Consider the following 11,497-nt stretch of genomic DNA (forward strand, 5'->3'; position numbering starts at 1 on the left):
CATTTTTGGTTATGGAGTTTCATATAATGAAAAAAAGAGTGGAGGTTATGGATGAGTCTGTTATTTGAACTGGAACAGCACCAGAAGCTGGTGGTCTATGAAGAAGGAAATCAGATCCTGGCTGTTCGTCTTCCGCTTCGGCGCGGTGGAGAATTCCGTATGAGGGACGGCTGTCTGTCAGATCTGACAGGGGTGATCTACAGAGGGAATATCCGTCTTGCCTGGCAGTCACTGGAACATCATATTATTCTGTCAGGGACGGAGGAGCAAAGTGATCGGATCGTGCTGAGCGATGGATATCATGTAAGGCAGTACGGTGGACTGAAACTGGTGGCAAAGGATCAGGGACTCTGGCTTTTGTACTCTGCAAAAGAGCCGGAAAAGGATGTATGGCATGCCTATGTACAGCAGATGGAAGAGGAGATGGGAGAACCACAGGAATTACCAGGAACGTATGAAAAACGGCCGGTGCTGCAGGCAGTTCAGGAGGGAGGATACACATTTCTTTTGGTAGGAGCAGAAGGAGAAGAGCAATTGTACCAGTGGGAAAAAACATGGATATTGTTGGCGGAAGAAAATCAGGAAGAGAAGCTGCTACCTGGAGAACTTCAGAACCAGCTGGATCTTAGACAGGCACAGCTGGAAGAAAAAGACCGGCAGATCGCATATATCCGTGAAGAGTATGAAAAGCTCCGGCAGATTGCTCTGAAGCTGCAGGAAGACGGTAGAAGAATGAAGGAATATATCGGAATAAAACGAAAAAAAGAATACCCGCCGGAAAGCGGATCATGAAAAGCTTTCCAGCGGGTATTCTGATATTCAGAGTTAATAAAGTTTTTTCGCATGAACAACGAACCGTTTTTCACCACTCTTGGTACAGGTGGAAAGGGAGATCACAGAATCATCCTTAGTCACTTCCACACCGGTATCATATAAAGAAGCAGTCTTCAGAGAATCCAGGAACGAAGCGTAAGTATCATTTGCCCGATAACCGATCGTATAGGTAATATCGGTTGCGTCTGCTTCATGTGCAGAGAAGATCTCATAGCAGTGAGAACCATCAGCCAGATCTACATAAATGTATGGATGAGCCTCTGCGTAGCTCTGGTCACTGTAGTTCTTCAGTCCTGCAAACATAGATCCATTTTTCATGTTGTGTCCATAAATAATAGTATGCAGATCTGAAAAATCAGCAGCATTGGAAGCCTCAACAAAAATGCTTCCAGACCGGTTGGTCTTGTTGTCAAAGGTATGAGTCAGATAGTAGGTATTATCTGTGGTATGTACCAGAGGATAGCTTACAGAAGTATCCGGAATCTCGATCCAGCCTACTGCATCACTGTTGATTCCCTGAAGTGAAGCCAGATCAATTCTGGTCATAGGAGCAGCCACATCGGAACCATCACCTTCTTCATCTTCGGAAGAAGCTGCATTGGCAAGTACGGTCTCAGGATCAGCAGGTGCCTCGGTCACATATTTGCGAAGACTCTTATATTCGCTTTCACCAGACTGATAGCCAAGTAAAATAGAAGCTAATTTCCAGACACTGAACAGTAAGATACAGACACACAGTCCAAGTGCCAGCCCTAACAGAAGCATCCGTCTCTGACGTGCTTTTCTGCGCTTGGCAGAACTTCTCTTCCGTCTGTGAGCATTCGTGTGCACAGTGTCATCCCTTCTATTAGATACCGGTCGTCTGCCGGTTGTTTTTTCCATATTCAGTTTTTGTTTTTTTTCTTTCTTTGTCATAACATCACCCTGCTCCATTCTAACAGATTTGTTTCTTAAAAGGAAGAGCTTAAGAATCTTTTAAGAAAGATTTCCTGCTTTTTTTTCTACAAGAAAGGAAATACTTATGATACAATGGGATGCATAACATTGATAAGGAGAAGAATATGAAAAAGAAAATCGTTATGCTGATGCTGGCAGCAGCACTTGCGGCAACAGCAGTAGCAGGCTGTGGAAAAAATAATATCTCACAGGAACAGACAACAGAAGCAGAGAATTCCAACCGCATCTATGGTGTGATCACCGACGTATCTGCGTCTGAGCAGACCATTACCGTGGACAACCAGTCAGAGGTATCTTCCACAGGAGAGATGATCCTGACCATTGATCCGTCCAATACAGAAATCATCGATGCACAGACCGGACTTCCGGTGGAGCTGTCAGAGGTACAAAATGGAAGTTTTGAGGCCTATCTGGGAGATGCCATGACCATGTCACTGCCGCCGCAGTGTACACCGGATATGGTGATTGTAAATATTGCAGAAGATGAAGCTGCACCACAGTATGCGGAGGTAGCAAAAGATCCGGTTGATTCCACTGATTTGGAGAATGCAATTGTATTGGAGGCAACGGATGGAAGAACTTATGTAATCGACAAAGATGCACAGGTGACACCGTATCTTACCAGAAATATTGTAAAACTGCAGGATCTGACAGCAGGAACTGCCTGCCTTCTGTGGGAAGATGAGAATGAGATCGTAACGAAAGTGATGATCTTTGCGGAGTAATTATGGAAAAGAAAAATTTACTGGCAGTGCTGGCGTTAATGCTGGCACTGCTGATTCTTGTGTTTGCAGCAAAGCACGCCGGACAGAGTGAAGAAGATCCGAATCTTACGATCACGGCTCTGTCAGTGGGAAAAGCGGATGCGCTGGTGCTGAAGCAGGCAGGACATACGGTACTGATCGATACCGGAGAAAAAGATGACGGGGATAAGATCGTTCGTTTCCTGAAAAATCAGGGGATCCATAGCGTAGATCTGTTAGTTATTACTCACTTTGATAAGGATCATGTGGGAGGCGCGGCAAAGGTGCTTGAGCACATGGAAGTGAATGCTGTTTTCATGCCAGATTATGAAGGAACCAGACCGGAGTATGATTCTTTTCTGGAAGCATTGGCTGGAAGAGACGGAGTTCAGAGACTGACCGGAACTACGGAACAGACCATTGGAGAGATGAAGATCCGTGTGCAGGCAGCAGAACAGGCGGATACATTTGCAGATGAAAATGATCTGTCACTGGTCACTTGGGTGACATTTGGTCACCGGAAATTTTTGTTTACCGGAGACATTACAGAGGGACGGATCAGTGAACTGCTGGCATCAGACGAGGATCTGAGGGCAGACTGGATCAAAATGCCGCACCATGGACGCTATGAGGCGAATCTGGGAGAACTTCTGGATGCAGTGGAACCGTCCTTTGCGGTAATCTGTTGTTCCAATAAGCATCCGGCCAGCGCGGACACGTTGAAACTGTTGGATGAGCGGAAGATTCAGGTGTTTGATACTTCAGAAGAAGCGGTGGTGACCACCTGTGATGGAGAACATATTACAGAAGTGAAGCTGCAGAATTTAAAATAAAATCGATGAGGGAAAGGACAGATCTATATGTCAGAAGTGAAGAGAACAGAAGAAGAGATTACACGAGAAGGAAATCCAAGAAAACCCCAGGGGGAAGAAGGAAAAGTCATGCTGGACCGGATGAACCACAGTCATTACGAGGTTACCGGATGGGCACTTGCTCACTGGAAGATCAAAGGTGACGATCAGATATTGGATATTGGATGCGGCGGTGGAATGACCCTTCACCGGATGACGGAGCAGTTGACGACTGGTCATGCGACTGGCGTGGATTATTCTGGTGTGTCTGTTGAAGAAACCGGAAAACTTAATGAAGCGTTCGTGAAAGAAGGAAAATTGACCGTGCTGGAGGCATCGGTTGAGAAGCTGCCATTTAAAGATGACACGTTTGACAAGATCATCACCGTAGAAAGCTTCTATTTCTGGCCGGATCCGCAGGCAAATCTGAAGGAAGTCCACAGAGTACTGAAAAAAGGCGGTACCTTCCTGTTGGTAGCAGATGTTTATCAGAATGGACATCTGACTGAACAGCAGAAGAAAAATATTACGAGATATGAACTGTTCAATCCAACAGAAGAGGAGTTCCGGGAAATCTTTCAGATTGCCGGATTTGCGGAAACCGTGATCCATACCAGAGATGGGGAAAACTGGATCTGCGTGGAAGGACATAAATAAAAGGTTATTTATTTGTGCTGTCCGCGTCAATTACAGACTGGATCTGTTTCATCAGAGCATCATAATTGTTCTGGTTATCAATTCCTCCGAGCAGGGGATCGCCCACAATATTGCCATTTCTATCGACTAATATGGTTGTAGGAAATGCCATAATATCGGAGGCGTATTTGCCTGCTTCGGAAGAAGAATCAATGGAAAGATTGCGGTATTTGGCACCCTGACTTTCAAGGATGGATGCAGCTTCTTTCATGGCAGCTTCATTGCCGTCGAAGGTTTCGGTATTGATGCCTACAACTTCGCCGCCCATTGATCTGATGGCATCGTTCAATTCATTGAGCTTGGATAACTCGGCAACACAAGGTTTGCAGCCGGTAAACCAGAAATTGACGACAGTTACGGCATTGTCGGAAAACAGGCTTTCATCGACAGAATTACCATCAAAATCCTGGCCGGAAAAATTCTTGAAGGGAGATGCATCTTCGGAATTGTTTTTCTGGTCGGCAGTATCTGATGCTGCATTTTTGCTTTCAATTTCTGCAATCTGATCTTCGATTTTTCGTATGGTCTCAATATCGTCCGTAAGTATTTTCAACTCGTCATCTGTAAAGGAGTCCTTGTTTGCTTCAACGGTATCAGCCAGATAATCAGCATAATTTCCGCTGGGATCAGCATTGCTTTTTCTCATCATGCCAAATACCTTGTTCCATGCCTCTTCATGATCTGCAAAAAGCTGGTTCTCCTGCTGATACAAATCGTTCAGTACAGTGTCGGAGCTGTCTGAGGTTGTGTCAGATTCCGTCAGGGACGCATTGTTTTCTTTCGTGTCAGCAGTATCTGTTGTGCTGCAGGCTGTAAGCAATAATGCGATACAGAGTGTAAAAATAGTAAGAATTTTTTTGTTTGTTTTCATGAATGATTTCTCCTTTAAATAATAGTAATTAGATTATTTTCTTATAAACCGATAATGGATCGCATCTTTAGGACAAGCCTTGATGCAGGCACCACATCGTATGCATTCCGGATGATCTGGATTCTTGCACACATCCACATCCATTTTGCATGCTTTCGAGCATTGACCACATCCGACACATTTGTTGTGCTCAACATTAATGTTAAGAAGGTTGACCTTATTAAATAATGAGTAGATCGCCCCGAGAGGACAGATCCATTTACAGAAGGGTCTGTAAAACAGAATACTTAGCACAATAACGGTAATTAAAATAAAGCATTTAAAAGAAAAGAGCTTTCCAAGTGCGGACCGTATAGCTGCATTTCCTAGGGAAAGCGGGATAGCTCCCTCCAGAACTCCCTGTGGACAAATATATTTGCAGAAGAAGGGGTCCCCCATTCCGATAGAGTTCGTTACAAACATCGGCAGAAGTATAACGAAAACAATAAGAATGATATATTTCAGGTATCTTAGGGGCTTCAGTCTGGCTGTGGAACATTTTTTTCCGGGGATTTTATGAAGCAAATCCTGAAACCATCCGAAGGGACATAAAAAACCGCAGATAAATCTTCCTAGTGTTACACCAAGTAAAATAAAAAATCCGGTTATGTAGTATGAAAATTTAAACCCGGATGATCCGACAACGGCCTGAAAGGCTCCAATTGGGCAGGCTCCCGTGGCAGCAGGACAGGAATAGCAGTTTAATCCTGGTACACATACAGTTTTCACATTCCCCTGATATATTTTTCCTTTAAATAAATTGGGAATATGGATATTAGTCAGCAGTGTGGCGGCTGCCTGTATCCATCCGCGTAATCTGACCATCTGCTTTGATAATAAATTCTTTTTCTTATCCAATTCCGACACACTCCAGACATAGTTTTATTGCTTTACCAAGCACAACAGCCGCTTCACCTCTGACCGCTCCATAGCTTATCATGGCGATACCCGCCATGAGCAAAAGAATCTGAGAGATATTTCTGCATTTCAAGATATTGTTACTCCTTTCGCTTGTTGTATTCATTGACCAGCTGACATTGGTATTATACAATATTTGTTGTAAAATCTTTGTTAAGAACAGGGGAAAGAATTTTGAGATTATTAATAGTTGAGGATGAGAAAGAAATCTGTGATACGGTTGCAAAAAGTCTCTATCATGCTGGATATGAGGTGGATACCTGTTATGATGGGGAAGAGGCTCTTGAATGTATCCTGACGGAAAATTATGACCTGATCGTTCTGGATCTGAATCTGCCCGGTATGGATGGAATGGAGATATTGAAAGAACTCAGACAGAGAAATGAGGAGACAAAGGTTCTTATCTTATCTGCCAGAGGACAGATTGCGGATAAGGTGGAAGGACTGGATGCAGGAGCAAACGATTATATGGAAAAACCATTCCATCTGCAGGAGCTTGAGGCTCGTATCAGAAGCCTGACAAGAAGGAAATTTGTACAGAAGGATGTATGCCTGGAAAGTGGTGACATAAGGTTCGATACGTTAAGGCGTGAGGCATATGCAAAAGGGAAAATGGTATCTCTGACAAGAAAAGAAAATGGTATTCTGGAATATCTGCTTCTGAATCTTGGCAGACCGGTAAGCCAGGAGGAACTGATGGAGCATGTCTGGGATGCATCTGTGGATAGCTTCAGTGGCGCCATCAGAGTACATATGTCATCCCTTAGAAAAAAGCTTAAGGTCGTGCTTGGATATGATCCGATTCGGAACAAGGTAGGAGAGGGATATCAAATAAGGGAGGAGTCTGGTAGATGAAAAGAATATCGCTGCAGTGGAGGCTCACCTGTATCATTACCGTATATATTGCGGTTATATGTGGATGCGTCACTACACTTGTCTATAAAAATGGTGTGTATTATATGGATTCTCTGCAAGAGACTGTGGATGCCCAGGGAGATGATCATGTGGACGATTCGGAAGAAATATTTATCAGCATACCAGAGGATAAGTGGGATGAGTTTGCCAATGACTTCTCTGTTCAGGTGTACAATAATAAGGCGGACTACAAGAAAAACAGTCTGATCATTTCGGCCTTATTGGCTCTTCTTGGAGGAGTGGCCACCTATTTTATAAGTGGGCATGCACTCAGACCGATCAGAGAGTTTTCTGATAAAATCGAAAAGGTGCAGGCACAAAATCTGGCTGATTCACGGATAGAAGAAAACCAGGTAAAGGAACTGAACCAACTTAGCGTTTCATATAATAAGATGCTGGAACGTCTCTCAGATGCATTTGAAATGCAGAGACAATTTACTGCAAATGCAGCCCATGAGCTTCGCACTCCTTTAGCTTTGATGCAGGTGCAGCTTGATCTGTATAATTCCACCCGACATCCAGGCAGCGATGAAGAGACCTTACAGACAATAAAAATGGTTACGGAACAGAACGACAGGCTTGGCAAGATGGTAAAGACACTTCTTGACATGAGCGAGCTTCAGACCGTAGGCCGGGATGATAAAATTATAGTGGATGCTCTTGTTGATGAGGTGCTGGCAGATCTGGAACCTCTTGCACAGGAAAAGAATATCAAACTGATCGGGAAATGTGAAAATATAACAATGGTTGGAAGTGACATTCTTATTTACAGGCTGGTATATAATCTTGTTGAGAATGCTATAAAATATAACCATGCAGGAGGGCAGGTTACAGTAACTGCAGACCGAAAGGAAAAACAGGTGCACCTGTCAGTGGCGGATACGGGAAATGGAATTCCTGAGGAGCTTCGGGAACGTGTATTTGAACCTTTCTTCCGGGTGGATAAATCCAGAAGCCGGGCACTTGGCGGCGTAGGGCTTGGACTTGCTCTGGTCCATGAAATTGTGAGAGTGCATGATGGCAGTATTACAGTCAGATCCAATCCGTCTGGAGGGACAATTTTTGATGTGATGTTTACGCAGTGATCAACGTAAAAGGTCCGCCCCTTCGCTTCAGGCCTTGTTGCTTATTTGGCCAGGAGAGAAGGATCGGACCTTTTTATAACCAGAATTTATTTTTTATATAATACTCTAATAGAATTCAGTACACACAGCATGGCAACACCGGTATCGGCAAATACAGCCATCCACATGGAAGCGAATCCGCACAGTCCCAGGATCATAACGGCGATCTTGATCACCAGAGCAAATATAATGTTCTGCCAGGAGATGGCTACTGCGGATTTTGCAATACGTAAGGCATCCGGGATTGCAGACATGCTGGAAGTCATAAAGACTACATCAGCAGCCTCAATGGCAGCGTCAGCACCGCTTCCCATGGCAGCTCCTACATCCGCACCGGCAAGCACCGGAGCATCGTTGATTCCGTCACCTACGAACATGACGGAAGTGTAGGTTTCACGCAGTTTTTTCAAAGTTGAAAGCTTATCCTGTGGCAGCAGTTTTGCATGCACTTCATCAATACCAGTCTCTTTTGCAACCGCTTCTGCACTGTTCTGTGCATCACCAGTCAACATGGCAGTCACAATATTCTGCTTCTTGATTGCTGCGATCGCGGATTTTGCGTCTGCCTTGATCGTATCTGAGATCACCAGATATCCGGCATATTCACCTTCAATGGCAACCAGGACCTCTGTTCCGAATACTTCGTTATTATAAGCAGAAATGTTAATGTTGTGATGCTCCATCAATTTCTTGTTTCCGCAGAGGATCACATTTCCATCCATGACAGCAAGGATACCTTCACCGGCAATCTCTTTTAAAGTAGATGGACGTGTAAGCTCCATGCCTTTTTCTTTGGCAGCGGTTACAATACTGTTTGCAATGGGATGAGTGGATACCTGCTCGCAGCTTGCAGCCAGACGAAGAAGAGTATCCTCGTCGGTATTGCCAACAGTTACGGTCTTCTGCAATACAAAGTTTCCTTCTGTAATGGTTCCTGTTTTGTCCATAACAACAGCTTTGACATCAGCCATAGATTCAAGTGCAACACCGCCCTTGAAAAGGATGCCTTTCTTGGAACCTGCTCCAATACCGGAGAAAAACGCCAGCGGAACACTCAATACCAGTGCGCAAGGGCAGCTCATGACCAGGAAGGACAGAGCGGTGTAGATCCAGTAGTTCCAGTCACCACCGGCAACAAGCGGCGGAAGAACAGCAGTTCCCAGTGCCAGAAATACAACGATCGGAGTGTAGACTCTGGAGAACTTGGTAATAAAACGGTCTACCTTCGGCTTGCTTGCCGCAGCATTTTCAACGGAATCCAGAATACGAGTCACCATAGATTCAGAAAGTGGTTTCTGTACCTTCAGTTTTAACTGACCGGAAGTATTGACACAGCCGGACAGAATCTCATCACCGACCTCTACATGAACCGGAACCGGCTCACCAGTGATCGGAGAAGTATCAATACGGCTATCACCTTCTACGACAACACCGTCCAGAGGGATTCTGTCGCCAGGACGAACGAGGATAATATCAGCAACGCAGGCATCCTCCGCAGGAATCACACGGATCTCGTCGCCTTCTACCAGATTTACAGTCTCAGGACGCATATCGACCGCATTCATGATCTGAGAACGGCTGCGCTCTACTGCCTTTTCTTCAAAATATTCACCGATACGATAGAACAGCATAACACCGACTGCTTCCGGGTAAGATTTGATGGCAAATGCACCAAGGGTTGCCACACTCATCAGAAAATTCTCGTCAAAAATCTGTCCTTTGGTCAGGTTGCGGAGTGCGGTAAATACTACTTTCCAGCCAAGAACTGCATAGGCAACTACATAAGCGGCAAGCATCAGCGGACTTGTATATCCTATGTGCTCCAGAACTTCCATAACAATGAAGAGAACAGCACCGATGATGATGGAGAGAGTAGTCTGCGTCTCTTCGGACATGCCGGACTCTTTTTCTTTTGTTGCTTCAGAACGGGTACGCTCCTTTTCGTGGATCGTTACATCAGGCTCCATGGCAACACATACCTCACGGATCTTCGGAAGGATACGATCCGGATTCTGCGCAGAGATGCGAAGCTGCTTGGTAGCAAATGTAAGAACTGCCTCGTCTACTTCATCCATCTCATTGATCCGACGCTCCAGCTTGGCTGCACAGTTGGCACAGTCCAGACCTTCGATGATATAGGTCTTGGTACGGATGCCGCCTGCAGGCTGATCCTTCAGAACGACCTTAACTTCGGACTCGATAGAAGAACAGATCTTCTGAATCTGAGGAAGCAGGGCATCGTAATCTTCAGCAGTGATACGAAGTTGTTTGGTTGCATAAGTAATGGTAGCTTCTGCTACGCCAGGAAGTTCATTGATCCGGGATTCCATCTTGGCAGCACAGTTGGCACAACCAAGGTTCTCAAGAATATATACACGTTTTCCGTGAGCCTTCGGAATATCATGGTGGTGATGCTCATGCTCCTCATGATCGTGATCATGTCCGCAACCACAGCCGCATTCGTCATCGTGATGATGGTGATGCTCATGCTCCTCATGGTCGTGATCATGTCCACAGCCGCAGCCGCATTCGTCATCGTGATGGTGATGATGCTCATACTCCTCATGGTCGTGATCATGTCCACAGCCGCAGCCGCAGCCGCATTCGTCATCGTGATGATGGTGATGCTCATGCTCCTCGTGATCATGATCATGTCCACAGCCGCAGCTACATTCGTCATCCTGGTGGAGAAGTAACTCTCTGACCTTCATACTCATATGGAAAATCCTCCTGTTTCATGTTGAATTGAAATAATATTTTTATATAAAAACATTTGAATATATGTTCATATGAAGATAATAGCATAGAAGCAGTGGAGATGCAATAGAAAATGAAAAGTTTTTCCATGTCTTTTGCTTGCCTTTTGGAAAATCATCCCATATACTTACAGACAGTAGAGTTGCCGTGGAAAGAGAGGCAGCATATGAACAGGAAAGATGAGGATAAATTCGTGGATCAGGAAAAGACACAGAAAAAAAATACTATGACGAAGGAATGTATTTTTACGGCGCTTCTGATTCTGATGGAGCAGAAGACGTATGAAGAGATCACAATTACAGATATTGCAAAGCGGGCAGGCGTGTCGCGTATGTCTTATTATCGGCTGTACCGGTCAAAGGATGATATTCTGATTCAGCATTTCAATGAAATATTTGCAGAACTTCTGAACGAAATAAAGAATACAGAAGGAATCAGCAAATATCAGTTTTCATTGTTGATCTTCCAGCAGGCAAAAGAAAATGAGCGTCTTCTGAAGGCAGTCCTTCGGGCAAAGCTCTATGAAATGGTATTGAAATGTTTTATTCAGTATTGCAGTTATTTAGTTGAGAAAATCTTCGGTCAGGATCAAGGACTGGATCCAGTGACGGCAGATTACCTGATCTATGAGGAAGCAGGACGGTTCAGTCTGCTTCTGCTTCGCTGGGTGGAGCGAGGCATGAAGGAAAGTCCGGAGAAGATGGCAAAGATGATGGAACAGATTGAGGTGAACTTAACTAAATAAAGGGAGAGACTGCTAAGAAATCGTAAAGATTGCAAAACAGATAAGGA

At 44.7% G+C, this 11,497-nt stretch carries 12 protein-coding genes; 7 read left to right on the forward strand and 5 right to left on the reverse strand.

All coding sequences use genetic code 11. From position 1 onward, the window contains the following. The first annotated feature begins 51 nt into the window (after window positions 1–51). Window positions 52–792: an HAD family hydrolase gene (locus WMO62_RS04740; RefSeq protein ID WP_118717707.1), complete on the forward strand. Its 741-nt coding sequence runs from the start codon at window positions 52–54 to the stop codon at window positions 790–792. 33 nt (window positions 793–825) lie between these two features. Here the strand turns inward: WMO62_RS04740 and srtB are convergent, their stop codons facing one another. Then, a complete protein-coding gene (srtB, locus tag WMO62_RS04745) occupies window positions 826–1,749 on the reverse strand; it encodes a class B sortase (RefSeq protein ID WP_349143987.1) in 924 nt (307 codons plus the stop codon). A gap of 146 nt (window positions 1,750–1,895) precedes the next feature. Between srtB and WMO62_RS04750 the strand changes: the two genes are divergently transcribed. From WMO62_RS04750 to WMO62_RS04760, 3 genes are read left to right on the forward strand one after another with little or no spacing between them, the layout of a single operon-like run. After that, the gene (locus WMO62_RS04750; protein WP_349143988.1) at window positions 1,896–2,516 is read left to right on the forward strand and encodes a hypothetical protein; all 621 of its coding nucleotides are present in this window, start codon (window positions 1,896–1,898) and stop codon (window positions 2,514–2,516) included. A 2-nt stretch (window positions 2,517–2,518) separates the two neighbouring features. Further along, complete coding sequence (locus WMO62_RS04755) at window positions 2,519–3,367, forward strand: ComEC/Rec2 family competence protein (protein WP_349143989.1); 849 nt, start codon at window positions 2,519–2,521, stop codon at window positions 3,365–3,367. A gap of 27 nt (window positions 3,368–3,394) precedes the next feature. Then, the gene (locus WMO62_RS04760; protein ID WP_118439004.1) at window positions 3,395–4,042 is read left to right on the forward strand and encodes a class I SAM-dependent methyltransferase; all 648 of its coding nucleotides are present in this window, start codon (window positions 3,395–3,397) and stop codon (window positions 4,040–4,042) included. 4 nt (window positions 4,043–4,046) lie between these two features. Here WMO62_RS04760 and WMO62_RS04765 read toward each other — a convergent pair whose 3' ends face one another. The 3 genes from WMO62_RS04765 to WMO62_RS04775 are packed head-to-tail and all read right to left on the reverse strand — an operon-like array spanning window position 4,047 to window position 5,946. Next, window positions 4,047–4,952, reverse strand: coding sequence for a TlpA disulfide reductase family protein (locus WMO62_RS04765; protein WP_349143990.1), 906 nt, complete (start codon window positions 4,950–4,952; stop codon window positions 4,047–4,049). 33 nt (window positions 4,953–4,985) lie between these two features. After that, complete coding sequence (locus WMO62_RS04770) at window positions 4,986–5,849, reverse strand: 4Fe-4S binding protein (RefSeq protein WP_349143991.1); 864 nt, start codon at window positions 5,847–5,849, stop codon at window positions 4,986–4,988. Next, complete coding sequence (locus WMO62_RS04775) at window positions 5,842–5,946, reverse strand: CD1871A family CXXC motif-containing protein (RefSeq protein WP_435390462.1); 105 nt, start codon at window positions 5,944–5,946, stop codon at window positions 5,842–5,844. Before WMO62_RS04775 ends, WMO62_RS04770 begins: the two co-directional genes overlap by 8 nt. A gap of 137 nt (window positions 5,947–6,083) precedes the next feature. On the opposite strand from WMO62_RS04775, the gene WMO62_RS04780 reads away from it, so the two are divergent. Continuing rightward, window positions 6,084–6,764, forward strand: a complete 681-nt coding sequence (locus WMO62_RS04780; RefSeq protein WP_349143992.1) for a response regulator transcription factor — start codon at window positions 6,084–6,086, stop codon at window positions 6,762–6,764. Then, entirely contained in the window at window positions 6,761–7,909 is a 1,149-nt protein-coding gene (locus tag WMO62_RS04785; protein ID WP_349143993.1) for a HAMP domain-containing sensor histidine kinase, read from the forward strand. The genes WMO62_RS04780 and WMO62_RS04785 overlap by 4 nt, the downstream gene beginning before the upstream one ends. Before the next feature lie 86 nt (window positions 7,910–7,995). Here the strand turns inward: WMO62_RS04785 and WMO62_RS04790 are convergent, their stop codons facing one another. Next, window positions 7,996–10,659 (reverse strand): heavy metal translocating P-type ATPase, encoded by a 2,664-nt coding sequence (locus WMO62_RS04790; protein ID WP_349144032.1) that lies wholly within the window; start codon window positions 10,657–10,659, stop codon window positions 7,996–7,998. A 212-nt stretch (window positions 10,660–10,871) separates the two neighbouring features. Between WMO62_RS04790 and WMO62_RS04795 the strand changes: the two genes are divergently transcribed. Next, window positions 10,872–11,450 carry a TetR/AcrR family transcriptional regulator gene (locus WMO62_RS04795; RefSeq protein ID WP_349143994.1) on the forward strand — a complete coding sequence of 193 codons (579 nt, stop codon included), beginning with the start codon at window positions 10,872–10,874 and terminating at the stop codon, window positions 11,448–11,450. The last annotated feature ends 47 nt before the right edge of the window (window positions 11,451–11,497 follow it).

Source organism: Hominiventricola aquisgranensis (genome assembly GCF_040096225.1).
Taxonomy (GTDB): Bacteria; Bacillota; Clostridia; order Lachnospirales; family Lachnospiraceae; genus Hominiventricola; species Hominiventricola aquisgranensis.

Coding starts and splice junctions, on each gene's coding strand:
- WMO62_RS04790 (WP_349144032.1), bottom strand. CDS start 10,659: ATGAAGGTCAGAGAGTTACTTCTCCACCAGGATGACGAATGTAGCTGC.
- WMO62_RS04765 (WP_349143990.1), bottom strand. CDS start 4,952: ATGAAAACAAACAAAAAAATTCTTACTATTTTTACACTCTGTATCGCA.
- WMO62_RS04750 (WP_349143988.1), top strand. CDS start 1,896: ATGAAAAAGAAAATCGTTATGCTGATGCTGGCAGCAGCACTTGCGGCA.
- srtB (WP_349143987.1), bottom strand. CDS start 1,749: ATGACAAAGAAAGAAAAAAAACAAAAACTGAATATGGAAAAAACAACC.
- WMO62_RS04795 (WP_349143994.1), top strand. CDS start 10,872: ATGAACAGGAAAGATGAGGATAAATTCGTGGATCAGGAAAAGACACAG.
- WMO62_RS04755 (WP_349143989.1), top strand. CDS start 2,519: ATGGAAAAGAAAAATTTACTGGCAGTGCTGGCGTTAATGCTGGCACTG.
- WMO62_RS04785 (WP_349143993.1), top strand. CDS start 6,761: ATGAAAAGAATATCGCTGCAGTGGAGGCTCACCTGTATCATTACCGTA.
- WMO62_RS04760 (WP_118439004.1), top strand. CDS start 3,395: ATGTCAGAAGTGAAGAGAACAGAAGAAGAGATTACACGAGAAGGAAAT.
- WMO62_RS04740 (WP_118717707.1), top strand. CDS start 52: ATGAGTCTGTTATTTGAACTGGAACAGCACCAGAAGCTGGTGGTCTAT.
- WMO62_RS04775 (WP_435390462.1), bottom strand. CDS start 5,946: ATGGCGGGTATCGCCATGATAAGCTATGGAGCGGTCAGAGGTGAAGCG.